This window comes from Halobacteria archaeon AArc-dxtr1 (assembly GCA_025517425.1).
Lineage (GTDB): Archaea > Halobacteriota > Halobacteria > Halobacteriales > Natrialbaceae > Halostagnicola.
Window position 1 is genome coordinate 866,865 of sequence record JAOPJY010000001.1, and the last position, 24,618, is coordinate 891,482.

Annotated in this window: 25 protein-coding genes and 1 pseudogene; 11 read left to right on the top strand and 15 right to left on the bottom strand. The window is 62.5% G+C overall.

Features of this window, described 5'->3' with window-relative positions; translation table 11 throughout:
• The first annotated feature begins 239 nt into the window (after positions 1-239).
• The 3 genes from OB905_04430 (at position 240) to OB905_04440 (ending at position 3,925) form a co-directional block, all read left to right on the top strand.
• The gene (locus OB905_04430) at positions 240-1,823 is read left to right on the top strand and encodes a hypothetical protein (protein ID MCU4925233.1); all 1,584 of its coding nucleotides are present in this window, start codon (positions 240-242) and stop codon (positions 1,821-1,823) included.
• A 189-nt stretch (positions 1,824-2,012) separates the two neighbouring features.
• A complete protein-coding gene (locus tag OB905_04435; GenBank protein ID MCU4925234.1) occupies positions 2,013-3,266 on the top strand; it encodes a Glu/Leu/Phe/Val dehydrogenase in 1,254 nt (417 codons plus the stop codon).
• A gap of 152 nt (positions 3,267-3,418) precedes the next feature.
• Positions 3,419-3,925, top strand: coding sequence for a DUF2062 domain-containing protein (locus OB905_04440; GenBank protein ID MCU4925235.1), 507 nt, complete (start codon positions 3,419-3,421; stop codon positions 3,923-3,925).
• Between the two features lie 3 nt (positions 3,926-3,928).
• Here the strand turns inward: OB905_04440 and OB905_04445 are convergent, their stop codons facing one another.
• A complete protein-coding gene (locus OB905_04445; protein MCU4925236.1) occupies positions 3,929-5,107 on the bottom strand; it encodes a hypothetical protein in 1,179 nt (392 codons plus the stop codon).
• A 143-nt stretch (positions 5,108-5,250) separates the two neighbouring features.
• Here OB905_04445 and OB905_04450 point away from each other — a divergent pair, with 143 nt between their 5' ends.
• Entirely contained in the window at positions 5,251-6,060 is an 810-nt protein-coding gene (locus OB905_04450; protein MCU4925237.1) for a protein kinase family protein, read from the top strand.
• A gap of 204 nt (positions 6,061-6,264) precedes the next feature.
• On the opposite strand, the gene OB905_04455 is transcribed toward OB905_04450, so the two are convergent.
• The 7 genes from OB905_04455 to OB905_04485 all read right to left on the bottom strand — a co-directional run bounded on the left by OB905_04455 (position 6,265) and on the right by OB905_04485 (position 12,518).
• A complete protein-coding gene (locus OB905_04455; GenBank protein MCU4925238.1) occupies positions 6,265-6,699 on the bottom strand; it encodes an SRPBCC family protein in 435 nt (144 codons plus the stop codon).
• Positions 6,700-6,750: 51 nt separating this feature from the next.
• Entirely contained in the window at positions 6,751-6,975 is a 225-nt protein-coding gene (locus OB905_04460; protein ID MCU4925239.1) for a hypothetical protein, read from the bottom strand.
• A gap of 109 nt (positions 6,976-7,084) precedes the next feature.
• The gene (locus OB905_04465) at positions 7,085-7,288 is read right to left on the bottom strand and encodes a hypothetical protein (GenBank protein ID MCU4925240.1); all 204 of its coding nucleotides are present in this window, start codon (positions 7,286-7,288) and stop codon (positions 7,085-7,087) included.
• Between the two features lie 84 nt (positions 7,289-7,372).
• Positions 7,373-8,404: a phosphate uptake regulator PhoU gene (locus OB905_04470; protein ID MCU4925241.1), complete on the bottom strand. Its 1,032-nt coding sequence runs from the start codon at positions 8,402-8,404 to the stop codon at positions 7,373-7,375.
• Positions 8,405-8,559: 155 nt separating this feature from the next.
• On the bottom strand, positions 8,560-9,711 hold the full coding sequence (locus OB905_04475) for an ATP-NAD kinase family protein (protein ID MCU4925242.1): 1,152 nt from the start codon (positions 9,709-9,711) through the stop codon (positions 8,560-8,562).
• Positions 9,712-9,796: 85 nt separating this feature from the next.
• Positions 9,797-11,512, bottom strand: a complete 1,716-nt coding sequence (locus OB905_04480) for a PQQ-dependent sugar dehydrogenase (GenBank protein MCU4925243.1) — start codon at positions 11,510-11,512, stop codon at positions 9,797-9,799.
• A gap of 313 nt (positions 11,513-11,825) precedes the next feature.
• Positions 11,826-12,518, bottom strand: coding sequence for a molybdopterin-binding protein (locus OB905_04485; GenBank protein ID MCU4925244.1), 693 nt, complete (start codon positions 12,516-12,518; stop codon positions 11,826-11,828).
• A gap of 231 nt (positions 12,519-12,749) precedes the next feature.
• Between OB905_04485 and OB905_04490 the strand changes: the two genes are divergently transcribed.
• Positions 12,750-13,109 (top strand): thioredoxin family protein, encoded by a 360-nt coding sequence (locus OB905_04490; GenBank protein MCU4925245.1) that lies wholly within the window; start codon positions 12,750-12,752, stop codon positions 13,107-13,109.
• An 11-nt stretch (positions 13,110-13,120) separates the two neighbouring features.
• Here OB905_04490 and OB905_04495 read toward each other — a convergent pair whose 3' ends face one another.
• Entirely contained in the window at positions 13,121-13,831 is a 711-nt protein-coding gene (locus OB905_04495; GenBank protein ID MCU4925246.1) for a helix-turn-helix domain-containing protein, read from the bottom strand.
• A 115-nt stretch (positions 13,832-13,946) separates the two neighbouring features.
• On the opposite strand from OB905_04495, the gene OB905_04500 reads away from it, so the two are divergent.
• The gene (locus tag OB905_04500; GenBank protein ID MCU4925247.1) at positions 13,947-14,702 is read left to right on the top strand and encodes an AzlC family ABC transporter permease; all 756 of its coding nucleotides are present in this window, start codon (positions 13,947-13,949) and stop codon (positions 14,700-14,702) included.
• Positions 14,692-15,054 carry an AzlD domain-containing protein gene (locus OB905_04505; GenBank protein ID MCU4925248.1) on the top strand — a complete coding sequence of 121 codons (363 nt, stop codon included), beginning with the start codon at positions 14,692-14,694 and terminating at the stop codon, positions 15,052-15,054. The genes OB905_04500 and OB905_04505 overlap by 11 nt, the downstream gene beginning before the upstream one ends.
• Positions 15,055-15,059: 5 nt before the next feature.
• On the opposite strand, the gene OB905_04510 is transcribed toward OB905_04505, so the two are convergent.
• The 4 genes from OB905_04510 to OB905_04525 form a co-directional block, all read right to left on the bottom strand.
• Positions 15,060-15,854, bottom strand: a complete 795-nt coding sequence (locus OB905_04510; protein MCU4925249.1) for a histidine kinase — start codon at positions 15,852-15,854, stop codon at positions 15,060-15,062.
• 17 nt (positions 15,855-15,871) lie between these two features.
• Positions 15,872-16,231: a hypothetical protein gene (locus OB905_04515; GenBank protein ID MCU4925250.1), complete on the bottom strand. Its 360-nt coding sequence runs from the start codon at positions 16,229-16,231 to the stop codon at positions 15,872-15,874.
• Positions 16,232-16,369: 138 nt separating this feature from the next.
• On the bottom strand, positions 16,370-16,732 hold the full coding sequence (locus OB905_04520) for a pyrimidine dimer DNA glycosylase/endonuclease V (GenBank protein MCU4925251.1): 363 nt from the start codon (positions 16,730-16,732) through the stop codon (positions 16,370-16,372).
• Positions 16,733-17,304: 572 nt separating this feature from the next.
• The gene (locus OB905_04525; protein MCU4925252.1) at positions 17,305-18,387 is read right to left on the bottom strand and encodes a succinylglutamate desuccinylase/aspartoacylase family protein; all 1,083 of its coding nucleotides are present in this window, start codon (positions 18,385-18,387) and stop codon (positions 17,305-17,307) included.
• Between the two features lie 175 nt (positions 18,388-18,562).
• Here OB905_04525 and OB905_04530 point away from each other — a divergent pair, with 175 nt between their 5' ends.
• Together OB905_04530 and OB905_04535 are read left to right on the top strand one after the other, a co-directional pair.
• Positions 18,563-19,312, top strand: a complete 750-nt coding sequence (locus OB905_04530) for a GNAT family N-acetyltransferase (protein MCU4925253.1) — start codon at positions 18,563-18,565, stop codon at positions 19,310-19,312.
• A 251-nt stretch (positions 19,313-19,563) separates the two neighbouring features.
• Positions 19,564-21,051 (top strand): flippase, encoded by a 1,488-nt coding sequence (locus OB905_04535; GenBank protein MCU4925254.1) that lies wholly within the window; start codon positions 19,564-19,566, stop codon positions 21,049-21,051.
• 23 nt (positions 21,052-21,074) lie between these two features.
• Here OB905_04535 and OB905_04540 read toward each other — a convergent pair whose 3' ends face one another.
• Entirely contained in the window at positions 21,075-21,713 is a 639-nt protein-coding gene (locus tag OB905_04540; protein ID MCU4925255.1) for a hypothetical protein, read from the bottom strand.
• A gap of 153 nt (positions 21,714-21,866) precedes the next feature.
• On the opposite strand from OB905_04540, the gene OB905_04545 reads away from it, so the two are divergent.
• The gene (locus tag OB905_04545; GenBank protein ID MCU4925256.1) at positions 21,867-23,210 is read left to right on the top strand and encodes a RimK family alpha-L-glutamate ligase; all 1,344 of its coding nucleotides are present in this window, start codon (positions 21,867-21,869) and stop codon (positions 23,208-23,210) included.
• Between the two features lie 124 nt (positions 23,211-23,334).
• Positions 23,335-23,913 (top strand): cadmium resistance transporter, encoded by a 579-nt coding sequence (locus tag OB905_04550; protein ID MCU4925257.1) that lies wholly within the window; start codon positions 23,335-23,337, stop codon positions 23,911-23,913.
• A gap of 505 nt (positions 23,914-24,418) precedes the next feature.
• Here the strand turns inward: OB905_04550 and OB905_04555 are convergent.
• Positions 24,419-24,598: pseudogene (locus tag OB905_04555) on the bottom strand (hypothetical protein).
• Positions 24,599-24,618 lie beyond the last annotated feature (20 nt).

Below are 24,618 nucleotides of genomic sequence, written 5' to 3' on the forward strand. Positions count from 1 at the left end.
TACGAGTAGGGGTATCAGAAGAAGATTGGCACCACTAGGTGATGCATACACCGTCGTGTCAGCGTGGGGATTCGAGCGCACGACGCCAAACAATCTGTTACTCGTCTCATAGACGGTTGGCGCGTGACTCAGAGCGTAGAGTGGCCGCAGATGACGATTGTAGGCACTCAGTACTCGGTTACCTGGTGTAATGGTTGGCGGCGTTTATCCGGAAAATCCCCGTTGTTGTCGACGCCATTATGGCAGACATGAGCTCACGAAATCTACTCGTTGCCCTGGTAGCAGCGCTGATGGTCGGTGCCGCCCTCGCGGTCGGAGGCGGGGCCGCCGTTCCAGCCCAGGACGACGACCAAGCGACGGACGAGACGCCAGAGACGGCTGACGAATCGCCACTCGACGTTGTAATCGAAGAGCCAACCATCCTCACGGTCGATGACTTAGAGGAGTGGGGGGCTGACGACGCTACCGAGAACGGTGTTGACGATGCTGACGACACCGAAGTCGACGATACCGAAGCGGACGATAACGGCGTTGACGACGGCGTCGAAGAAAACGGCGTTGACGACGCCGAAATGGACGATAACGGTGTCGACGACGATGCTGCCGTCGACGAGTCCCTTCACGTAGCGATCGACGATGCGAACGTCTACACGGAAGCAGCCACACAGGCTGACGCCGATGCCGAAGACGGCCAGATCACCGTCGAATCGGCCACCATCTTCGTCGTCGCGGACGCACAGCTAGACGACGTCGACGATAACGGCGTTGACGATGCCGAGATGGACGACAACGGCGTCGATGACGGCGACGACATCGACGAGGAAGAAGACGTGGATGAGCGACCGACCGGCGAGAACGATGTCGCCGAGAACGGCGTCGAAAACGACGATAACGGCGTTGACGACGCCGAGATGGACGAGAACGGCGTCGACGACGCTGACGACAGCGTCGAAGAGAACGGCGTCGATGACGCCGACAATGGCGAAATAGACGATAACGGTGTCGACGAATACGTCGACATCGAGCAAGCCACTGTCTTCGTCGTCATCCACGACGACGGCGACCAGACCGATGACGGAGTCGCTAACGATGACGACGGGATGGATGACAACGGCGCCGATGACGCTGAGATAGACGAAAGCGGCGTCGATGACGCTGACAACGGCGTCGACGACACCGAAGCGGATGATAACGGTGTTGACGACGCTGACAACGGCGTCGACGACACCGACACTGAGGTTGACGACAACGGTGTCGACGATACCACGGACGCCGATGTCCACATCCAGCAGGCAGACATCTACGTCGTCCACCACGACGACGCAGCCCCGGTTGATGAGAACGGTGTCGACGACGCCGAGATGAACGATGACGAACTAGATGAGACTGACAACGGCGTTGACGAGACCGAAGCGAACGATAACGGCGTTGACGACGCTGACGACGGCGTCGAAGAAAACGGCGTTGACGAGACCGAAGCGGACGATAACGGCGTTGATGACGCTGACGATGGAGAAATGAACGATAACGGTGTCGATGACACTGCAGAGAACGGTGTCGACGACGCTGACAACGGTGTCGACGATACCGAAGTGGACGACAACGGCGTCGATGACGTAAGTCAGGACGCTGACGTCCACATCCAGCAGGCAACTATCGTCGTCGTTCACGACGATGTCGCAGATATGCCAGCGGAGCCGCCTGCTGAGGACAACGACTACGACAACGGCGAGGATGACGACTACGACAACGGCGAGGATGACGACTACGACAACGACGACGGTGTCGAGCAGGCAGCGGTCGCGAGCGCGTGCCACTGTTAACGATCGAATAGCTGCAATCGGCTGCAGACTGCTGCCCGATCGCTTTTTTGCCGGCGCACCGACGGTTAGTCACAAACCGACTGACGATTGCCAATCGCACTCTGTGGGAAGTTGACGTCCAACGTGACGACCGTTTTCGATACGTCGTCAGTCGCTACGCTTATTCACCACTCGATAAATTGTACGCATATGGCTGAGGCGAACCCGTTCGAAAGTCTTCAATCACAGATCGACGAGGCGGCCGAAAATCTCGAAATTGGCGACGACGTCATCGATCGGCTGAAACATCCCGAACGTGTCCTCGAAACGAACCTGACGATCGAGCGCGACGATGGCTCTCTCGAGCGATTCAAAGCCTTTCGATCGCAGTTCAACGGCGATCGCGGCCCGTACAAGGGCGGCATCCGATATCACCCCGAAGTTACCCGCGACGAGGTGAAGGCACTGTCGGGCTGGATGGTGTATAAGTGTGCCACCGTGGACATCCCCTACGGCGGTGGGAAAGGTGGCATCGCCGTCGATCCCGACGGGTACTCTGCAGCCGAGCTCGAGCGGCTCTCCCGTGCGTTCGCGGTCGAGCTACGGCCACTGATCGGCGTCGATCGGGACATTCCCGCACCCGACGTCAATACCGGCCAGCGAGAGATGGGCTGGATCAAAGATACCTACGAAACGCTCGAGAACACGACCGAGCCGGGCGTTATCACGGGCAAAGCTGTCGACAGCGACGGCAGTGAGGGACGCGTCGAAGCGACCGGCCGCTCGACCGTCGTCGCCGCCCGCGAGGCCTTCGAGTACCTGGGACGAGACATCGCCGATGCGACCGTCGCGATTCAGGGGTACGGTAACGCGGGCTGGATCTCCGCGAAACTCGTCGACGAGATGGGCGCAACCGTCGTCGCCGTCAGCGACTCCAGCGGCGGGGTCGCCAACCCCGACGGGCTGGATCCGATCGCAGTCAAAGAGTACAAAAATGAGACGGGAAGCGTCGTCGGATACGAGGGCGCGACCGAGGAACTCACGAACGAAGACGTACTCACCCGCGACGTCGACTTGCTCGTTCCCGCGGCCCTCGAGAACGCGATCGACGGAGACCTAGCCCAGGAGGTCGAGGCTGACGTCATCTCCGAGGCGGCCAACGGACCGCTGACACCAGCGGCAGACGAGGTGCTTGCCGACACCGAGACGATCGTCATCCCCGACATTCTCGCGAACGCCGGGGGGGTCACCGTCTCGTACTTCGAGTGGGTGCAGAACCGCCAGCGCTTCTACTGGACCGAAGAGCGCGTCAACGAAGAACTCGACGCGATTATCGTCGACGCGTTCGACGCCCTCGTCGACACCTACGAGGAACACGACGTAGAAACGTTCCGGACGGCCGCCTACGTCGTCGCGGTTCAGCGCGTCGCCGACGCCTTTGAGCAACACGGCGCGTTCCCCTGACGAACAGGGCGCGTTCCCCTGACGTGGGCGTTCGATGCTCGCGGTGACCGACCAGCGAGTGGTCGCTTCTCATGAAAGTCACGGAACCCAACGTTTTCTGTGGAGTCGCGATAGGTATTTGGTCTTCCTGACTGTCTGGGTAGGTGAATCGAATGCTCCGCGAACGACTCTCGACGTACCGCGATCGGGCCCGCCGAGAGCTCACGACGGCGATGACCGCGGAGTACACGCCACACGAGATCGCGCTGAGCTTCGCGATCGGGCTGTTCGTAACGGCGATGCCGACCGGTGGTCTCGGTATCGGACTGCTACTCGGGCTGGCCTACTGGCAGGCGTGGGCGAGCAAGGCGGCGATGATCGCGGCGATTGCGGTGTTGAACCCGCTGGTCAAGCCGGCGGTTTACGTCGCCAGCTACCAGCTCGGCGCCGCTCTGCTCGGCAGCGAACTCGTGGTCTCGCTGGGCCATCCGACGCTCGATCTGGGGCTCGAAATCGTCCAGTTCCTCCTGTTTGGAAACCTCGTGATCGCCCTCTTGCTCGCTGCGCTGGGCTACGTCGCCGTCTTCCGGGTGACAGTGGCCTACCGCCAGCGCCAGGAACAAGTCTCGCCGGGTGGCGCCTGGGCCACCCTCTCCGTATTCGGCCGACGAAAGCGATAGCCACTACCAGCCGCGATTCTCGTCGTCTTCGTCACGGTCGCTCGTCTCGTCCCACGTCGACCAGCCGTCGTCGTCTGTTTCGGACCGGCTATCGTCCTCGTTGCCACCGTTCCAACCGTCGTCCTTGCCGCCAGCAGCGCCCCAGCCATCGTTCCCGTCTGAGTCGTCAGGGACGCCGATCCCTGGCTCACCGTCTCGTACTGCCTCTCGCTGGTCGGGGATCAGATCGAGTTCGGGGTCGGTGTCACCGAGCAAGAGCAGCGCGTAGTACTGGAAGTACGTGGTGATCGGGACCCACACCAGCGCGACGAACACCAGAAAACTGATCAGCGCGAGCACGACCAGGAGGAGGACGGGAATCGCCGCGAGGTCGCCGAGGGCGGCGACCAGAACCACGGCGACGACCACAACGGGGATCGCGAAGGCGAGCAACGAGATGCCGACGACGAACCAGACGGTAATCGAGATGACGAGGTTGAGAATCCAGACCAGCAGCAGGTAGACGACGTACTCCGCCCAGTTTCCGGCAAGCGCCGAGAGGAATCGACGCCAGGCGCTCAACACGCCGCGTTCTTCGAGCAACATCACCGGGGCGACGAACTCGGAGGTAAATCGGTTGACGACCGCGTACGAGAGAGCGACGGCCCCACCGAACAAGACGACCGCACCGGCCTCCACACCCGAGAGCGCGGAGAGTCCACCTGCCCCCGAGACGAGCAGGTAACTCGGAACGAGCGCCACCAGTGACGCGAGGAGCAACAGCGCGATTCGGAACCCGAACAGCCGGAGGCCGCGACCGAGGTTCTCGCGGAAATACCGGCGCACGTGAACCGTAGACGTACTGAGCGACTGGATGAAGACGAACTCCATGATCGCGGCGAGCAGGGCGTAGACGAGCCAGATGCCAAACACCACCAGCCCGATCAACACGAGTGCGAGCACCAGCTCCTCCCAGGGCACCTCTTCGCCGGTCTCAGCTTCGAACTCGGATTCGAACTCCGAGAGGAACTCCCCGTCAGTGGTCATCTGAACGTCGCCGGCCGGAACCGAGGGGCCGCCGAATCCGAGGCTGCTGACGAAAAAGACGATCACGGCGAGCCTGAGCCACAGCCCGGGCCGAGCCGGCGTCAGGAACTCGCGGGTTGCGTCGATCGCATCGCTGAGGTCGTCGACGGCGTGCATATGCCACCCCATACTCTCGACACAGTGAAAATGATACTGTTTCACAGTGATCGAACGGGGACGAGCAGTGTGACGGGGACAGCAACCTTCGAACGAGAGACTCGGTCGGGACGTTTAACCTACCGGCCCGTCTGTGTCGTGATATGGATATCCGCCAGTTCGCTCGCGGAACGGTCGCGTGGAGTCGGATCGAGCGCGTGATCCGGACGCTGGCGGAGCGATACGATCGGGAGGTCGTCCGCGTCGAGTTTTTAGAGAGTGATAACTGGCTATCGACGCCCTGCGTGATTGACGACAGGTGGTTCGTCAAGATCGTCTCCCGCCAGAACGCCTTGGTCCACGCGCTGTTGACCACCGGCCGAAACGTGGGCGCGTTCTCCTCGGGTGTCGAGGGCTTTTTCGACCGATTCGAGACACCCCTCGAGATGGTCGAACACGAGTACGAAGCCACAGAACGGATGCGCGAAATCGGGATCAACGTCCCGCGTCCGATCGAGGCGTTCGAAGTCAACGGACTCGGCGTCTTGGTTCTCGAGTATCTCCCGGCGTTCCGGACGCTCGAGGAGGTCGACGACGAGGCGGTTCGACGCGTGGCAGTCGACCTCTTCGAAATGTTGGCGATGCTTCACGAGCACGGCCTCGCCCACGGCGACGTTCGCGCCGAAAACGTCCTCCTTTGTGGGGACGAACTGTACGTCATCGACGCGACGAACGTCTCACCGGACCGGGGTCACGAGACGACGGCCTACGATCTGGCGTGTGCGATGGCCGTCCTCGAACCCCGGATCGGTGCCAGAGACACCGTCCGAATGGCCGCGACCGTGTACGATCCTGAGACACTTCTCTCCGCACGGGAGTTCCTCGATTTCGTTCGCCTACGACCGGACCACGAGTTCGATAGTACAGTGCTCCGAAGCGAAGTCGAGAAGGTCGCTGATCTCGGGCAGGTGTAAGAACGGCTCGCCGGGGAAGGGAGTGGGCGAGAGCGACGAGCGAGGTCGGGAGTGGATCCAACTCCCGACGAGTGGCCGAGCGCGTGTACCGGTTTCGACGTGAAAAGCGCCTTCACCGGCATCTTCTCGTTGGCGGCCGATACCTAAAAGGCCACGGTTAGCTCGCACCGAGCGGCGCCTCTAGAGACGGCGCCTCAAGTACGGTCAATCGGTCGTCCGAAGATGTCGCTCGAGTGCCCGGCGGAGATTCTCGAGTTCGCCGTCTAGATTGCGCTTGAAGAAGGTCTCGACGCCGGGGAGCTTACCCTCGACGATGAACCGGTTCTCGAGTCGGCTTCCCGTCTCGGTCGCCGTGATCTCGTGGGTGCCGGTGACGTCCATCACCGCCGAGGTGCCGGTAAACTCGACGAACTCGGGGGGGCGTCGGGTTACGTCTTTCGTCCGGACCGTTGCCGTCTGTCGGACGAACGGGATCGGAAGTTCGACGTGCCAGGTGACCGCTCGCCCAGCCTCGTCGGTGACGGTGTAGTCCGAGACGACGCTGATGGCCTGCGCACGGTTTTTCGGATCTGCGATGAACTCCCAGACGCGTTGTGGAGGGGAATCGACCTCGAACGAACGTTCGACCCGGACGGTCATAACCCGACGTGCGTCACTCAGGGGTAAAAAGTCGATGGAAGCGGCGACCAGTCAGCTAACCGTGACCTTCCAGGTCGTCGAACGGGCACGTCCCCACTTCTCGATGTCGACGTCCTCGGATTTCTCGGCGAGATGGGGGAGACGAGCCCCGACCTGTTTCGAGGATAGTCCAATCGCGTCGGCGATGTTCTTGGCCCGGAAGTACTGCTCGCCGCGGGCTGCGCTCTCGCGGAGGTACGAGAGAATCCGCCGCTCTTCAGTGGAGTAGTCGCTCATCGTCCACCGAAGATAGAGCGTGGATGGTCTTAACTCTTCATAGCGTTCGTCCGGGCGTGAAACTGTGAGCGACCGGAGCGGGAGCAGAAAGTGGGCTGTCGGTCGAGCGTTAGTCCCAGAGGTGAATGCCGACGACGGCGAGGATCGCAAAGAGAACGGCGGCACCAAAGCCCCAGGCGGCCGTGATTTCGGGAATGCCACCAAGTTCTAGAGCACCGACGATCATCGCGACTGCACCGATGAGAACGAGCGCGCCAAACACCATCGTGAGTCCGAGCCCCGTATCCGTCGCGGACTCCGTCTGCGTAGTCATACGGCCCGGTTGTCGACCGGGTCCCTTAATTGCACCCATTCGTGTCGGTGTGACTGGCGACCGATCGGGTAGTCACGAGCGGGCTCAGTTGATCGTCGTGTGTTCGGACTCCTCGTTGAGCGCGAGGTTCGCGGCGATCTCTGCGTTTCGCATCGCGTACTGGGCGGTTTGCTGGAGGCTTACGAGCACCTCCCGAACCTGGAGCAGATCGTGGTTGTTCATCTCCGGGAGATCGGCGAGGATCTCGCGCTCTCGATCCGAGATTTCGTGGAACAGTTTGCGCGCCTCGATCATCTTGTCGTAGTCGCGTTCGACGGCCGACTCGACTGCCAGTGTCGTGATCTCGTCGACCTGTTCGGTCAGTTCGCGGATTTCGCGCATCGCCGCGTTATCGATGTCGAGTGAGTGATCGCCGGCCTCGAGGACAATTTCGGCGATATCTTCGGCGTTGTCGGCGGTGAGCTCTAAGTTCTTCGCGATCGAGCGGTAGCCGATCAGCGGGAATCCCGAGTCCAGCCCGACGGCGCGGGCGAGGTTGGGGTTCTGGTAGGCAGTAAAGATCAGGCGCAACAGGAGCACGAAGATCTTGTTCGCCTGGCGCTCTCGGTTCAGGGCTCGCTGGGCGAGGTCCGGGTTGCCGTGAGCGAGCGATTTGATCGCCTCGCCACGCATCGTCCGGCCGGTTCGCTCTAACCGTTCGAGGAGGTTATCGAGCGTGAAGTCCTCGGGGTCGACCGAGCAGCGAATCGAGATGCTTTCGGGGGTCTCTTCGATGACGCCAAGCCCCATCAGCTGGGTCTCCGCGCGGTAGACCGCGTTGATGTTCTCGGAGGCAAGGGCGCCGTCTTCGCACTCGATCCGGATCACGCGCCGCCCGAGAACGTACTGCGCGACGATGGCGCGCTCGACGGCGTCGGCGTCTAAGTTGTCCGAGTGGATAATCGCCTCAGTCTCCTCGGAGTTGGCGGACTCGGGCATTACCGTCAGCGTTCCTTTCCCGCTGGTTCGAAGCGACACTTCATCGCCCTTCTCGACACCGTGCTCGCTTGCCCACTCAGCGGGCAACGTCATCGCGAGCGTAGAGGGACCCAGTCGTTGTACCTTCCGCGTTTCCATAGAGAGGAGTTGGCACGAGGTGACCTTAATCCTGACTATATTCAAAGTATCTCGAATTGCATGATTATATTCATTATCAATACACCACTATTCAGTAGCGACCTTAAACAATTGGTCGTATAGAGGGACCACTGCGCAACCAAAGCGGCAACTACTCAGACGACTTCGACGAGTCGCGTGGTGAACCGCCCCGTTCGTACCCGCCGCCAGCCCCGGAGCGCCTCGTCGAGGGCGGTGTCGCCCGTGTCGACTCTGAGCGTTCCGATTCCGTCTATCTTCTCCGGAGAGGCCACGATTTCGATCTCGTCAACGCCGCGAATAACGGCCGGCGAGAGCTGGTGGTTTCCGCGACCGAAGACGAACCCCTGGCCGCCGATCGGCGAGACGACGATCGTCGCAGGCGACGCGAGCGCCGACAGAATCTCCGACTCGGCGGCGTCACGGACGATGAGTTCGCCGTCGCGCCAGACGTCGATCCCAAGCGGTGAGGCGTCAATCCCGAGTTCGTCCTCGATCCGGCCGACGGTGCCACCCGGACCGAAAACGTAGGTTCGATCCGGATCGATGTCGCGAGCAAAGCCAGCCGCGAGGGCGTCGACGCTCCCGCCGGCGAGTTGTTTGCTCGACTGGACGGCCGGCGACACCGGTACCGGAACCACCGCCCGCAGCGTCGTCCGAACCTCGCCCTCGCGGTACGCTGCTTCGTCGATGTCGGTCACCTCGCGGGGCTCGGTTCGCTCGAACTCGGCAGCGATCCGACCGGCCTCATTTGGCGTGACGGCGAACACCGAGGAGTAGATCTTTACGCCGGCCGGCACGCCGAGCATCGGCGTCTTCGCGCCGGCATCTTCGATCGTCTCCGCGACGTCGACCGCCGTCCCGTCGCCGCCGACGAAGAGCACGAGGTCGACGTCGTACTCGAGACAGGCCGCAACGACAGCCCGCGTGTCGGCGGCCGTCGTGCCGGCCTCGGCAGGAGCGGCCGTAACGTCAATCGAGGAGGGATCGGACGTTGCCTCAGTCGAGGCGGGGTCGGACGCCTCCCTGGTCGAGTCGGGCTCGTAGATGACCGTCGGATCGAATCCGGCGTCACGGGCTGCCTGCGCTCCGAGAACGCCGGCGCCCGTGTAGAGTCGGACGTCGGACCGACTGGCGGCCAGCGATTCGAGCGCCTCGCGAGCGCGGCTGGGAGCTCGTGGTTCTGCGCCCCGCTGAAGAGCCGCCTCGAGCTTCCCGTCGGTCCCTTTCAACCCCACCCGACCGCCCATGCCGGCGATGGGGTTGACGACGACGCCGATCGATTCCATATGGAAGACGGTGGGTCGTCAGCGTGAAAAGTCGTGTCGTTGGCAGACGAGTGCAAGGAGGCCGTTGAGACGGGTGAAACGGTGGCTACGGACTGTACTCGACGACGTGGATACCGGAGTACATGCCCATAAAGACGACGCGGCCGTCCGGCAGAACCTCCATGTCGTAGGCAGCCTCAATTGGGTTGCCCGGCAGGAATTCCTCGATCTCGACGCTCCCGTCGTCGTTGAACGTCAGATAGCGGATGACGTCCATGTTCGAGGGATTCATGAAGAACTGTTTGCCCTCGAAATAGGGGTCAAGCGCCCCCTCGCCGTACTCGTCAGAGTACCGGTAGGCGACACCAGCATCCGCAGATCCACCCGCGTCGAGTTCGGACCAGGTGGTCTCGCCGGGACGTGGCATGTCCGCCCAGGCGGCCGCATCCTCGTAGCTGGCGAAACTCTGGGGATGCCACAGCAACGCCGGCGTCACGTCCGGAATGTGCTCGATGCCGGTGTTGTTCGGCGAGCGGTTGCGCAGGTTGTCGAACCAGAACGGCTGGCGCGGCTGATCGTTCTCGAAGTCGTAGTCGCGGTTCGGATAGTACCCCTTAAAGAACGGGTAGCCCGCGTTCCCCGGCTTACAAAAGAGGTGGTGTGTGGCGTGACCCACTGTCCCCAGGTCGAAGTCCCACTCGGGAGCGTCGTTGCCGTAGTCGCTTACGAACGGGATCCCGGTGTGCTCGTCGACGTGGAGGTTGAACGGGTTGCGAAGTCCCATCACGTAGATTTCGGGATGGAACTCCTCCGCAGCGTAGGACTCGCCCGTCTCCCGTTCCCAGTACGCTTTGAGGTTGCCCTCCGGAATCTCGTAGCCGTTCTCGGAGGGGGTGATGCGCAGAAGCTTCCCGCGGAGGTCGGCCGTATTTCCAGACGTTCGCTGGGCGTCGGAAACCGCCGCCGGTCGGCCGCCGACGTCGCCGTCTCGCTCGTCGGTCATCGAATAGTCGATCTCGGGCCGATGGGGTGCGCCGACGTTGTTCGACTCGTCGCCGGTGCTGATCCAGAGGTCTCCCTCCGGGCCGAACTCGAGGCAGCCGCCGTAGTGACAGCAGGTCTCGAGCTGAACCGGGACCTCGAGAATTACCTCCTCGGAGTCGGGATCTAAGCCGTCGCCGTCCATCTCGAACCGAGAGATGAGCTGGGAGGCCGTCGTGATATCCTCGTTGTAGGGGTTGTCGATGAAGTCGAGATCGTCGCTTGCAGGATGGTAGAAGACGTAGACGTAACCGGTCTCTGCGAAGCTGGGATCGACGGCGATCCCCTGCCCGCCGAGTTCGCTCGCGTTCCCACCGGTGAGCTCCTCGGAGCCGACGATCACGTCGAGTTCGAGCGCCACGGTATGGTCTTCGGTATCCGGGTCGACGTAACAGATCTCGGTGACCTCGTCGCCGTGGATGTTGACGTCGGCACCCTTTCCGATGTACCAAATGCGGCCCTCCGGATCGACGTCCATCTCCATCAACTCGCCGCTCGACTCGTGACCCAGGTCACGGACCTCGTAGTTGTCCCAGTCGGTGGCTGCCCCGGGGTCTGGCACCCAGTCGTGGTCTCTGTGCCAGTCTGGAACCGGTATTTCGAGTGGGTCGTCGCCGTTTCCGTTCTCACCGTTTCCGTTCTCACCGTTTCCGTTCTCGTCGTTAGGATCGTCGTCGCCGTCATCGCCGAGGCAGCCGGCCAATCCGATAGCGCTTGCTCCGCCGAGAGCCTGGGCAAGCCGGCGGATCCTCCCTTCAGTCGATGATGTGTCCTCGGTCACGATAGTCAACCGTTCTGATAGGACTGCTACACTGTAGTAAAATTTGGGACGATCCTCACCCCCCGGCGATCGCCAGCGCGCTGTCGGGATCACATCTGCATCGAGGGGAGACGGGCACGGAAGGGACAACCGACATCGAGTACTCGCGACGGGTTTCTGAACCGTTAAGAGGGCGGGGGACACAGCGTAGCACATGAGCGAACTGACCACGCTGGCACTGGAAACTGACCTCCCGATGACCGAAGTCGGCTGGGGAGTTCTGATCGTAAGCCTGCTCGTCGCTGTCGTCTGGCTGCTGGCGCTGTACCGGTGACTACTCCTCGGCGAGGTCGACCTGCGACTTGAGCCAGGCGACGGCATCCTCGACCATCTCTGACCGATACCCCTCGACGAGGATTCGAACTGACTCACCCGGATAGCTGCCGACCGAGACGTCGAACCGGTCGCGTACCGTCTCGATCCGATCGACGAGGGCACTTTCGGGTTCGTCGACGACGACGGTTCGCTGGTGGCGCGTTCGGCCGGTGAACTCGTCGGCGACCGAATCAAACATCGCCCGCATCTCGGCAGGAACACCGGGGAAGACGTACACGCCCTCGAGTACGGCACCGGGTGCGACGCCGACGTCGTTGTGCAGCGGCCGTGCGCCTTCGGGTATCTCTGCCGTTCCGTCCGCGAGATCCCCCCGCTCGTAGCCGCCGGTTTCGGTGAGTCGCGAGATGACCGCCTCGGATTCGGCAAGATCGCAGCCGAGTGCGGCGGCGACGCCGGCCATCGTGACGTCGTCGTGGGTTGGCCCCAGACCGCCGGTCACGACGACCGCGTCGTAGGCCGCTCGGTACTCGTTGACCACGCGGGCGATGTCCGCGACGCGGTCCGGGACGGTTGTCACCCGCCCGACGCGCGTCCCGTGGTCGGTAAGCCGCTCGCAGAGCCACGTCGCGTTCGTGTTCGCCGTTCGACCGGCGAGCAGTTCGTCTCCGACCGTCACGACGGCGGCGTCCATACCCGGCGTTCGTTCTCGGCGGACAAAGGCGTCTCGGGAGCGCCCGTCGCCGTCGCGAGGGACGTTCGTCGGTTCATCTGACGGTTGACAGACCGACGAGGGGGCAGAAAGGTCACCACGCGAGTCGACGGACGGCTGTCCGTACTCTAGAGCCGTCCGCTCGAGTTGGTACTCTCACGATCTCCGTACGACCGGCGATATACATTTGTCCGACGGAGTGATACACCTGACATGGGTCCGACGACACCGAAACCGACGACGGTCGCCGACGGCGACGCGCTCGAATCGTTCGTCGCGGACCGGGACGCTGCACTCGTCTTCTTTCACACGGCCGGCTGCGCTAAGTGCCGGGCAATGGAGCCGGTGCTTGGAAACGTCGCTCGGGAGACCGGCGTCCCGATCGGGATGGTCAACCCGGGAAACGATCTCTCGCTCGTGTCCCGCTTTTCCATCCGGTCGGTGCCGACGCTGGTCTGCTTCCGAGAGGGCGAGGCAGTCGCGACGCTCGCTGACGGGTTCCAGGGGACGGACGCAGTACTCGAGTTTTTGGCGGCGAACGCACCAGAGACGGTCTCGGGTGGGGAGTCCTAACGCCACCCGGCTCACTCGACGGTCGCCAGCGACTCGAGAACGTCCTCGATCGGCTGGGTCGTCGTCGCCAGTGAGTAGCCATCGATCCGCGCGAGTTCGGCCGCGTGTTCCCACAGCTCGTCCTCTTCGATTCCGTGGAGGACGACCGCGTTTGGCGTTGGGTTCAGCACTCGGAGGGCGATACCGACGCCCTCACCTCTAGTGACGTTCGTAAACACGAGCACGCGGCTCGTACTCTGCCCGTAAAGGCGAAAGAACTCCTCGCTCGAGAGGCGAGTGATCGCCTTGATGCTGTCGACGACTGTGTGGCCGCTTACGTGGTCCGTCTCCCCGCGGCTGATCTCGGTCCCGCCGATTGCGTCGTAGACGGTCTGAAGGGGCAACGAGGTGGCGTACTCCCGAAGATCGAGGACGACGTCGCTCTCGAAACCCGCCGACAGAACCCGGCCGTACTGGCGAATCCGCTCGCCACCGCGGCGCTCGTCGATCGCCAGCAACCCAGTGACCAGACGGTTGACGACGCCGATCCCGGGACTTTCTCGCCGTCCGCTCTCGTAGTCGGAGATCACCGACGAGGAGACCGCAAGCTCCGTCGCCAGATCGGTCTGTGAGACATCGAAGTCGGTCCGCCACTTGCGCAACGTGGCGCCGGGATCGTCGCTCAGCGTGATCTCGCCGGCGATCTTCTCTGCGAGTTCCCGCTTCGGTCCACGGCCGCTCATTGGTTGTCGGTCGCCCGGTCACCCCAAGTAGCTACCGGAGTCGGTGCCGCCTCGCACACAGGCCGACCGTTCCGAGCCGGATTTACGCGTCGATGCCTGACTGACGACGAACGACATGACCGGATCGGACGAGTCTACGCAGGGTTCCTCGGAGTTCCCGTCCGAGGCCTCCACGAAGTCCCCGACAGACGTACGCTTCAGCGCCCGCGGCGCCTGGGCTGGCTTCGTAATTACCCTCCCGGTCGCCCTCGGCGTGGCTGGCTACGGCGTCGCGTTCGGCATCCTCGCCGATCAGGCGGGCTTGAGCGTCGCGGAAGCGGCGCTGATGAGCGCGACCGTGGTCGCCGGAGCCGCCCAGATCGTCGCCGTCGAGCTCTGGGAGAACCCGATTCCGGTGGCCGCGATCGTGGTCACGACGTTCGTGGTCAACCTCCGGTACTCGCTGATGGGGGCTGCGTTACGGCCGTGGTTTCGCCACCTCTCACCGCGCCAGGCCTACGGCAGCCTCTTCCTGATGGCCGACGAGAACTGGGCGCTGACGCTGCGCGATCTCAAGTCCGGCAGCGGACGTGGGGCGTTCTTGCTGGGAAGCGGAATCGCAATCTGGACGGCGTGGGTCGGAGCGACGATCCTGGGCGCGGCTGCAGGCGGGGCGATCGGTGACCCGAGAGCCTACGGCATCGACTTCATCCTCGCCGCCGTCTTCGCCGCGCTCGCAGTCGAACTCTGGGAGGGGCGATCCTCGGTCGTCCCCTGGTGTGTCGCCCTCGCGACGGCGCTCGTCGCGGCCTCCCTGTTTCCGGGCCAGTGGTACATCCTGCTCGGCGGCGTCGCCGCCTGCGCCGTGGAGGTGGCGCGGTATGAGGAGTGAGTGGATACGGACCGGAACCGAGACGATCCCCGCGATCGGTTCGGGAGCGCTCTCGCTCGACCCGCTGGTCGTCTTCGTCATCTTCCTGATGACGGTCGCGACCATCATCACCAAGATGGGCGGACTGTGGCTGGTGAGCCACGTCGAACTGAGCGATCGGGTTGAGGCCGGCATCTCGGTGCTCCCCGGCGCGATCATCGTCGCGATTCTCGGTCCGGAGCTCGCCGCCGGCGGCCCGGCGGCGTGGGGCGCTGCGGGCGTCACGGCCGTGGTCATGTGGCGGACGGAGAATATCCTGCTGTCGCTGTGTGCCGGGCTGGGAGCGATCGTTCTGCTCCGGTCCGTTGGGTAGCTCGATCACGCGCCGTACGTCGATCGGAGATACGAAACGATCTCGTCGACGAGAGCAGGATCGTACGTCCAGAATCCGTAATACCGACCGGGATCGCGCTCCACTGCGAGCAGCCCACACGCGTTCAGCTCACTGCCACCGCCGTCGAAGATCACGAACCAGAACTGACCGAGTTCGCCACCGGCGTCCGAGATGACGTTGACTGCGTCGGCAGAGGGGACGGTGCTCGCGTCGGCGGAGCCGATCCCGCTCTCGCTCGCCGTTCCATGCTGGACTCCAACCGCGCCACTCCACTCGTCTTCGACGAATATTCGGACTGAGACGTCGCTGTCGTGGGCAAACCGCTCGTAGATCGGGAACTGCGCTTTGAACGCGGCGACGCGCTGGAAGCCGACGTACAGCGTGCCGTCGTCGACGCGCCAGGCGCGTTCTTCGATCTCGCGTGTCGTCGCCAGCATCTGGCGGCGGTCGTAGGCGGTAAAGATCGTCTCGTCGAGGAACCGAAACAGGACGTGGAGATCGGCGCCTGCGTCTGCGGGTTCCCATGGAGCGGAAATCTCCGGCGAGAGGATTGCGTTGAACGTTTCGAGACTGAGGGCGCCACTGAACTCGCCCGTTTCGTCCCGCATCACGAGGAGGGCTCGATTCGATCCCGTCTGAAGGTCGTGGTGTACGACGTCGACGTTTCGCGTCGAAAACTGAGCTTTGAGCTCCGCTGTGACGTCCTCGTCGTCCGTGTACACCTCGAGTGTCTTCTGTCGGGACCGAACAGTTTCGAGTACGTCGTGGAGCGAGTTCATCTGTCTCGTGGATGGGATCAGTCGCCGCGTTCGAGGATTGCGTTCAGTTTTGGCGAATTCGTTCTGGCGACGGTGAGCGTTTCGACATCGAACTCGAGGTAGCCGAGCGTGTCGAGTTTCGGAAGGACTACGTGGTGGAGTTGGATTCGGACCCGGTCGTGGTCGGTAGAAATTGCGAGTCTGTCTGTCGCCGCCGCCTCGAACCCCGTCACCGCGTCGGTGAGTTCCTCGAGCGTCGCGGTCTGTCGGTCCGAGAGAAAGTAGAGGGTATATCTGGCGTGTGCGTTCGCGAGAACGCCGAACAGTTCGTCCAGTGGTAACTCTCCCTCCGCCGATCGAACCGCATCCAGATCGATCTCGAGCTGATCACTCGACATTATCACGATCTATGATTTGGAATGGTATGAATCTCGTGCTGGCACGCAGCAGGAGCGAATCGCGCGAATCGTCGGTCGGCTCTCCCAATCGGCGTCGTGTGTAAATATCGCTACTCAGACAGAAGCTACCTCCGCGACTCAGTCGTCTTCGGTGGTCGTCTCTCCCTCCCGAGCCTCGATCCGCGCCCGACAGTCGACACACCGCTGGGCCAACTCCGACAGGTTGCGCTCGACGTCGATCGATCCCAGCTCGTGGTCGTCATCGTAGGCCAACGGGCTCTCGTGGTTCATTCCCCGCCGTTCGAGCTCCACAGCGAGTTCGTCGTGGCGTGACTGAAGCAGGCTCGTGTCGACCTGGTTTCGCTCGGCGTGGCCCCGGACGATAGCCTCGCCGTGGGGATGATTCAGCAGCGTCCCCACCTCCTGGTGCATCTCCGAGTGCTCGCCAAGTAAGTGCTGGTCACAGAGCAGTGCCGGGTCGACGCCCCACAGGCGCGTCATCGACGGGACCCCTCCGGAGCGGTTGCGTGGTAGTTCCCCGCTGTGTCGGGGCGGGTCGAACCGCTCGGTGTCGAATCGTTCACGCCCAAGGCTTAGGAGCCACAGGGGATAATCTGTGCCCCTCGAGCCGTGGGGCCGCTTGCGAACGTGTCGACGAAACTGTGAGCTGTGGCGGATATTGGACCGAGTCGCACTGACGATCTGTGGCCGGTTTGTTAGCCGACACCGAGACGATCAAGGACACCGTCGTCTCACTCATTTTTAACGTCGAGGGCTCCGACTCTTTCTGTAGTGAGTTCGTTTTCTCCATTCGAATACCTCGTCGAGACGGTCGGGTTGCTGCTGGTAGCGACGACGAGAGTCTGGAACTCGCCAATGTCGCCCACAGGGAACTGGATGGGCGGTGCTAGTATACTACTGGGTCAGGTAACGAAGGTACGGTTATGTACGGCGTCGGCCGCGGTGACGCGACGTCGCCAGCCAGTGCGTGCGTGTTCGGACTGTTTGTCCAAGTGTCTGCGCTCGCGTTCGGGCGTCGGGGTGAACCGCGTTTGATCGACCTACCGACCACGCTACTGGAGGTAACTCAGCAACGGATCGCCGCCATCGGCGCCCTCTCGCTCTAAGGCAGTCATCGTGTCCGGCGAGAGACCCACGAGGTGACAGAGCGGATTTCCGGGGTAGACGACGGGGTTCTCGAGAACACCGACGACGAGTCCGGTAAAGGGGGCTTCGACGGAGACGATGTCGTCTTCCTCCTTGAACGGGTTCGTGATCGTACAGATCACGTCGCCCTCCCTGACCAGCTCGCCGCGACCGTGTTTCATGTCGACGATCCCGCCCGCGTCGGCACGGATCCAGGTCTTTTCGTCGTCGTCGTCGATGACGGTCCGCCAGCCGGGCCAGTGGACAGACGACTCCGTGTGGAGGCCGAACTCCGCGAGGACGCTGGCAACGCCCGTCAGCGCGCGGTCGATAAGCGAGCGCTGGAAGCGGTGGGCTTCGCCCATCTCGACGGTGATCGTCGGGACGCCGGCCTGGGTCGCCTCGTGTCTGAGGGTCCCGGAAGCGCCTTCGCCGTCGATGATGACGTTCGAACTGAACGCGTTTGCCAGCCGGACGATCTCGGGAAACTCCATGTCTGCCCGGACGTGGAGCATGTTGGTCCGCCCACGCGTCGAGGTATGGAAGTCGATACCGAGGTCGCAGGGCTCGATGAAGTTCGTGAAGATTCGGTGGGCCATCCGCCGGGCGCTCGTCGACCCCTCGCGGCCGGGGAACGACCGATTCAGGTCCCGGTCGTAGATCGGCAGGTACCGCTCCTGGGCCAGAAAGCCGGGGACGTTCATTACGGGGAGGCAGACGAGTGTTCCGTGGAGAACCGAGTGATCCCAGTCGTGGGCGACCTCGCGGACGACCTCGATACCGTTTAGTTCGTCGCCGTGAGCGGCCGCCGAGAGGAACACAGTCGGCCCGGGATGCTCGCCGTTGACGACGGTGACGGGGATTCGCACGGGATCGCCCAGATAGGTCTCGCTGATCCCGTATCGGATGTTCGCGGACTCACCCGGATCGACCCGGCCGCCGTTGTAGGTGAAGACGTCCTCCAGTTCGTCCGGATCCGCACCGTCGCTGGGAGGCTCCGCATCGTTCATATACTCACTCTATCGCCAACGCTAAAACGTGTGCCGTCACGAGGCCGAACTCGGCCCCGATGACGAAGCGCTCGTTGGGCGGTGTCGAATCGAGTATTTTAGCGGATCGAATTCGACGAAGCGTCATGAGGAACGGGGATACTTATTTTGTGTGTGGCCTGTTATCGTAGCTCGTATGGACATTCGCAATGCAACCGAGGAGGATCTGGCGTCGATCCGAACGGTGGCCCGCCGCTCGCTGCACTCGCTGTACACGGAGTTTCTCGGTGAGGACACTGTCGAAGAGGGGATCGACCAGTGGTACGGCGACGGCGCCGCCGACGAGATCGCGGACGACCACGCCCTATTCGTAGTGGTCGAACGCGACGGCGAGATTATCGCGTTCTCCCAGAGCGAACTGGTCGGCCAGCGCTACGGCACGGGACAGATCCTCTGGCTCCACGTCGACCCGGACCACCGCGGAAGTGGGCTCGGCGTCCGACTACTGGTTCGCACCCGCGAACGGTTGCTCGAAGCGGGTGCTGATCATATCCTCGGCTTCGTCCTCGCGGGCAACGACGCTGGAAACGCGTTCTACCGCGAACACGGCTTCGAGCAGGCGAGCCAGCGCGACGTCGAGATCGGTGCCAAGACGTTCACCGAGAACGTCTACGTCGAGGGCGGACTGAACGGTGGCAGCTGGGAGGCGACCGACGACCTCACGATCGATGGGCAGAATCGCATCGTGAGCTACGGTGAAGTCACGCGCGGCTCGCAGTCGCCGTTCTACGCGGTCTACGAGGGGCCTGACCGCGATCGGCGCTACGGCTGGCTCTGTGGCAACTGTGACTCGGTCGATAACGCGATGGACGCGATGGGGCGGATCGAGTGCAACACCTGCGGAAACCGACGCAAGGCGACGCGCTGGGACGCATCCTATCTCTGATCGCCCCGGCAACTGCTTCGGGATGTCGTCGACTCACGGTCAGGACTCGTTGGGACAGTTCTCATTTCGAATGTGTTGGTCACCCAAAGTATCCGATGTATCTGGATGTTTCCCGCTGTTCGCCCTCCATTACAATTGGTGTACCGGGCAACCCACCAGATGAACCGCCGTCGACATGGCGGATCGGACGTTTGTGACCGGCCGACGATCGATGAATCCGCACACATGGTGACGACACCCCAGACGACGCTATGAATAGACAGGAGCACATCGTCCGCGGCTTCAAGGCGACGCTCGTCGCGCGAGCCGTCTACATGCTCTCCAGTGCGCTGTTGATGCTGGTGCTGGCGCGGTACCTGCTCGACCCGGAGGGATACGGCGCGCTCTACTGGGCGATCGGCATTTTAGCCGTCGTCCAGCTGTTTGCCGACGTGGGCCTCGGGAAGTCAGCGGCGCGGTACGTCGCCGAGTATCGGGAACGAGACCCCGGACAAATCCCCCACCTGCTGCGGTCGACGGTCGCGTACAAGCTCGTCGTCATTGCGATCGTTTCTACGATCCTCCTGTTGTTCCACGAGACGATTGCGGACCTCCTCGGCGATCCGGATGCTGCCCCGTTTCTCGCCGCCGGCGTCGTCTACGTTGCCGTCCGGTCGTTCGACGGGTTCGCCCAGATCGTCTTCCAGGGGTTCAACCAGCTCGGCTACAGCGCGGCGGTCCAGGCGATCGGCGGCGTGGCTCGTCTCGTCTTCGCCGTCGCCTTCGTCCTGCTCGGTCTCGGCGCCCTCGGGGCCTTCTTTGGCTACATCGTCGGCTACACCGTCGGCGCCGCCGTCGGAATTACGGCGCTGTACCTCACGTTTTACTCCCGGTACGAGCCCGCCAACCGGTACGAGGACGGCCTCTCCCGGCGACTGGTCGAGTACAGCGTTCCACTGACTGCGACCCGGAGCGCGAACGTTCTGGATAAACAGATCGACATCGTCCTCGTCGGCGTGCTGTTGAATCCGGTCGCGGTCGCGTTCTACACCCTCGCAAAGCAGATTTCGGACTTCGTGCTTGCGCCGGCCGAGTCGCTTGGCTTTACCATCTCGCCGAACTTCGGCGAGCAGAAGGCAGCCGGGAAGATAGCCGAGGCCCGCCAGATCTACGAGAGCGCACTGACGAACGTCCTCTTGCTCTACATTCCGGCTGCCGTCGGGCTCGCAATCGTCGCCGGTCCGTTCATGACGCTCGTGTTCGGCGCCGACTACGCCGGAGCCGGGCCAGTCTTGCAGATCCTCGCCGCCTTCATCGTCCTCCAAGCGATCACGAACCTGACCAGCGACAGTCTGGATTACCTGGGTCGGGCACGATCACGGGCGATCGCGAAAGGCGGGACGTCGGTCGCGAACGTGATCCTGACCGTCGCGTTGCTGCCGGTAATCGGTGTCATCGGGGCGGCGATCGCGACCGTCGCTACCCACACCGTTTACGTGGCGGTCAATCTCTACATCGTCCACTCCGAGCTCTCGCTGCGAGTCGCCGAACTCACGCGGACGATCGGGGCCATCTGTGCGGTCACCGCCGCGATGGCCGTCGCCGTCATCGTGGCGGTTCCGATGGTCTCGAGCATCGTGATGTTGTTCGTCGTGATCGGTCTCGGTGCGGCGATCTGGGCTGCGCTGGCTGTGGCGAGCGGGCTGCTCGATCCGCAGGACGTTCGGGAGATCGTTGCGACGCCCGAGATCGGGGAGTGAGTCGAGGGAACAGAGTCTCCGAGCTACGCCTCGTCTGTCACTGCGAGCGTAAACCCACACTCGACGCGCTCGCCGTCCTCACCACCGCCCTCGTGGTATTCCTCCTCGCTTTCCAGATCGTACACCTCGTACGCTGACGAAAACCGATACTCGCCGGTGGCGAGGCAGTCGTCGACATCGTCGCCGTGTTGGATAACGTGGCGAACGTCCGACTGCGTCTCACCTGACTCCAGAACGCCGTCGTAGAGCGCGTCCTCTCGAACGAGGCGCTCGTCGTCCGCGAGCGACCAGCACCCGTCCGAATCGAGGTCGAGACGGTCGGCTTCTTCGGTCGTAATGGTGTACAGTCCGTTCGGCTCGCTTCCGCTGAACTGGCCGACGCGATACCGAAACCAGATTGAAAATGCCACGAGCTGTGGTCCGGTGTTTTCGACCTCGAGAGTCAGTTCGGGGAGGTCGCCATCGTTCAGCGACGCCGACTCGATCTCGACGTCGAAGGAGATTCCGTGTTCGTCCGGCGCATCGGTTATTTCTGCCACGGAGAGGGTTCGGGTCATCGCATTACTGACTCCGGCGGCTTCGGTTACGTCACCGATGCAGCCACTGAAACCGGCTATTCCCGCGACGGCGCCTGATGCGAGTAGATCACGTCTGGAGGGCATGAAAAATGGTTCGTGCTCCAACAAAAAAGTTGTGGACAGTCACACTGGGGTGTCTATCCATGATGCGCGAAGCGGACAGTGACTCGACTGTGAGAGTCACACATCGCTGATCGATCTATCAACGCTTTTCATCGACGTTGGTGTCTAGCGATCATGGCCGTCGACGATCCCGTCACTGTAGGTGTGTTGAGTCTTCACACGAGTAAAGAAACGAAAGCGATTCTGAACGCCGTCGAAGCACTCGGACACGACACCGAGTGGTTACGAAACGAGAATACGAGCGTCGAAGTGAACGACGGCGAGGTTGCCGTCGAGCCCGACGTCGACGTGATCGCCAACCGAATGCTGCTCTCGAACACCGAACAGCCCTGCGAGGAACTCGGGATCGCGAACACGTTCTCACAGCTGGTTCCGATGCTGAACGAGCCCGGCGCCGTCATGACGGCGTTTCACAAGCTCTCGACGGCCGCGGTGCTGGCGAACCACGGCGTTCGCGTCCCCGACGTCTTGCTCGCGCTCAACAGCGATCGACTCAACGCCGCCCGCGAGGAGTTCGGCGGCGAGGCGGTTTACAAGACCGCGATCGGCACCCACGGCGGCGGCACCTGGAAAGTCGGCCAGGACGACCCGATCAACGCGAAGGTCGGCAACCGATACGCGTTCCTCCAGCAGCTCATCGACATCGAGGACGTCCCCAACCGCGACGTCCGCGTCTACGTCGTTGGTGGCGAGATCGTCGGCGCGATGTATCGCTACGCGCCGGACAACGACTGGCGGACCAACGTCGCCCTCGGAGGGCACGTCGAGGACGCGACCGACGATCTGCCGGAGTCCGTCCGCGAGATGGCTCGCCAGTCGGCCGAGGCGACCGGCCTCGACTACGCTGGCGTCGACCTCGTCCAGGGTGACGAGGGCTGGTTCGTCCTCGAAGTGAACCCAACGGCGGGATTCAAGGGGCTGTACGAGGCCACTCGAGTCAGCCCGGCTCCCTACATCGCGAAACTCGCCATCGAACGCGCCGGCGGAGCGGTCGACGAAAGCCGCGTCGAAAAGCTGGCCCACTCCTTGGACGACTCCCAGCCGTCGGCCCGCCCGCCTGAGTCGGTCGTCGTCGACGACGAGCCCGCGATCATCGGCTACATCGAGGAGGTCACCCTCCTCGGGACGAGCGGTTCGAAGACGATCCACGCGAAATCAGACACCGGCGCGACCCGGACAAGCATCGACACCCAGCTCGCCGCCGAGATCGGCGCGGGCCCGATCAAGTCGATCACCCGCGTCAAATCCGGCAGCAGCAAGACATCTCGCAGCCGTCCTGTGGTCGACGTTGTGGTCGCCGTCGGCGGCAACCGCCACACCGTCACCGCGAGCGTCGAGGACCGGAGTCACATGGATTACCCCGTCTTGCTTGGCCGCGACATTCTGGAACACTACCGCGTAGACGTGAGCCGACGCGTCGATTCCGACGCCGTGGATACGCCCGAAGAAGAGGAGTAACACGCGATCGTCGTCCGGGTTCGCTGGTCAGTGTTACCTGTGCGTGGCAAACACGGCGTCTACAGCGAACGGAGTTACAGAGAGGAACGAATATACGAGCCCACTGTGATGGAAGCGGTGTTCCGTGGAGACCACTCTGCTTGTCGGTGTCTGGTTGTTCGCCATCACACACGTCGATACGCTTGTCGTCATCGGTGCGTTTTGTGCGGACAACGATTACCGGGTCTGGGAGGTGCTCGTCGGACATTACGTGGGCTTTTCGATCGGCCTCGCCGCTGCGATAATCGGGACCATCGTCGCCGCTGAACTGCTCCAAGAGTGGACGTTTCTCTTGGGGTTTGTCCCCCTCAGCATCGGCCTCTGGGGCCTCGTTCGGCGTCCCCCAGAAACAACGATCGACGACTTGCCAGTTGTGCCGAACTCCCTCGGACGGATCGGTGTGGTCGCCGTCGCGGGGATCGGTCTCAGCGGCGAAAACGTCGCGGTGTTCATTCCGTTTTTCGTCGAGCTTTCGCCACGAGAGCTGTTCTTCGTAGTCTGTGTCTATCTGATTGGCGCCGGACTCGTCTTTCTCACTGCGCTCCAGATCGTGTCTCGCGTCGCTGTCGATGGTATTTCTGATCGTCTCGACCGATGGCTCGTCCCCACTGTGCTGGTGGGAGTCGGTGGATACGTTATCGTGACCGGGTTGATCATCGGGTAAGCGATCGGACTGGACGGCTACGTCACAGCCAAAATCGGTCGCGATACCTGTCGAACGTCGCTGTAGCTGAGAAGAGCTAGCGATGAACCGATCTTCTGAATTGGTGATTGCTACTGGAGTCCGAATATTATTTTGTAGTTCAAAAGGATAGTCACCCCATGACGAAACTCAGCAAGGAGTGCAAAACCCATCTTGAGACAGCACTGAGCGAGGACGACCCCGCTCAGAAGGATTACCATATTCGACAGGTATTGCAAGCGTGTGGAGTCGAGGATGTCCCAGAAGGGATAACGGATCAGTAAGCACTCCCCACACTGAGAAATCACTGCTCACCGGTGATTGGTCACGAGTCCGTGTCGCAGTCGCGCTCTGTAGTTACCACAAACCCATCGACGGGAGTCCCCGTTTTGCGTCTCGATAGCGTTCGATCGTTGCGTAGCAAACACGCGCAGGTGCCAGATTGGAAACGACGGGTTACATACCGACGGATGAATCTACCCTAGGTTCACGACTCGTACTCAGCCCACAGATACCGCGTCGCCATGCTCCGGTAGGGTCGCCACGGTTCGGCGATCTTCCGGAGTTGGGGCCGGGAACGTTCGGCGCCGTCGGCGTACAGCGTCTCCATGCAACGCCGAACCGCGAGGTCCCCAAGTGAACCTAGCCGTTCGACGCGTTTGGGTACGTTCCACCACCACGTATTTC

What these genes read in the sequence shown, in the direction of transcription:
- OB905_04430 (MCU4925233.1), top strand. Translation starts at nt 240, where the DNA reads ATGGCAGACATGAGCTCACGAAATCTACTCGTTGCCCTGGTAGCAGCG.
- OB905_04435 (MCU4925234.1), top strand. Translation starts at nt 2,013, where the DNA reads ATGGCTGAGGCGAACCCGTTCGAAAGTCTTCAATCACAGATCGACGAG.
- OB905_04440 (MCU4925235.1), top strand. Translation starts at nt 3,419, where the DNA reads ATGCTCCGCGAACGACTCTCGACGTACCGCGATCGGGCCCGCCGAGAG.
- OB905_04445 (MCU4925236.1), bottom strand. Translation starts at nt 5,107, where the DNA reads ATGCACGCCGTCGACGACCTCAGCGATGCGATCGACGCAACCCGCGAG.
- OB905_04450 (MCU4925237.1), top strand. Translation starts at nt 5,251, where the DNA reads ATGGATATCCGCCAGTTCGCTCGCGGAACGGTCGCGTGGAGTCGGATC.
- OB905_04455 (MCU4925238.1), bottom strand. Translation starts at nt 6,699, where the DNA reads ATGACCGTCCGGGTCGAACGTTCGTTCGAGGTCGATTCCCCTCCACAA.
- OB905_04460 (MCU4925239.1), bottom strand. Translation starts at nt 6,975, where the DNA reads ATGAGCGACTACTCCACTGAAGAGCGGCGGATTCTCTCGTACCTCCGC.
- OB905_04465 (MCU4925240.1), bottom strand. Translation starts at nt 7,288, where the DNA reads ATGACTACGCAGACGGAGTCCGCGACGGATACGGGGCTCGGACTCACG.
- OB905_04470 (MCU4925241.1), bottom strand. Translation starts at nt 8,404, where the DNA reads ATGGAAACGCGGAAGGTACAACGACTGGGTCCCTCTACGCTCGCGATG.
- OB905_04475 (MCU4925242.1), bottom strand. Translation starts at nt 9,711, where the DNA reads ATGGAATCGATCGGCGTCGTCGTCAACCCCATCGCCGGCATGGGCGGT.
- OB905_04485 (MCU4925244.1), bottom strand. Translation starts at nt 12,518, where the DNA reads ATGGACGCCGCCGTCGTGACGGTCGGAGACGAACTGCTCGCCGGTCGA.
- OB905_04490 (MCU4925245.1), top strand. Translation starts at nt 12,750, where the DNA reads ATGGGTCCGACGACACCGAAACCGACGACGGTCGCCGACGGCGACGCG.
- OB905_04495 (MCU4925246.1), bottom strand. Translation starts at nt 13,831, where the DNA reads ATGAGCGGCCGTGGACCGAAGCGGGAACTCGCAGAGAAGATCGCCGGC.
- OB905_04500 (MCU4925247.1), top strand. Translation starts at nt 13,947, where the DNA reads ATGACCGGATCGGACGAGTCTACGCAGGGTTCCTCGGAGTTCCCGTCC.
- OB905_04505 (MCU4925248.1), top strand. Translation starts at nt 14,692, where the DNA reads ATGAGGAGTGAGTGGATACGGACCGGAACCGAGACGATCCCCGCGATC.
- OB905_04510 (MCU4925249.1), bottom strand. Translation starts at nt 15,854, where the DNA reads ATGAACTCGCTCCACGACGTACTCGAAACTGTTCGGTCCCGACAGAAG.
- OB905_04515 (MCU4925250.1), bottom strand. Translation starts at nt 16,231, where the DNA reads ATGTCGAGTGATCAGCTCGAGATCGATCTGGATGCGGTTCGATCGGCG.
- OB905_04520 (MCU4925251.1), bottom strand. Translation starts at nt 16,732, where the DNA reads ATGACGCGCCTGTGGGGCGTCGACCCGGCACTGCTCTGTGACCAGCAC.
- OB905_04525 (MCU4925252.1), bottom strand. Translation starts at nt 18,387, where the DNA reads ATGAACGATGCGGAGCCTCCCAGCGACGGTGCGGATCCGGACGAACTG.
- OB905_04530 (MCU4925253.1), top strand. Translation starts at nt 18,563, where the DNA reads ATGGACATTCGCAATGCAACCGAGGAGGATCTGGCGTCGATCCGAACG.
- OB905_04535 (MCU4925254.1), top strand. Translation starts at nt 19,564, where the DNA reads ATGAATAGACAGGAGCACATCGTCCGCGGCTTCAAGGCGACGCTCGTC.
- OB905_04540 (MCU4925255.1), bottom strand. Translation starts at nt 21,713, where the DNA reads ATGCCCTCCAGACGTGATCTACTCGCATCAGGCGCCGTCGCGGGAATA.
- OB905_04545 (MCU4925256.1), top strand. Translation starts at nt 21,867, where the DNA reads ATGGCCGTCGACGATCCCGTCACTGTAGGTGTGTTGAGTCTTCACACG.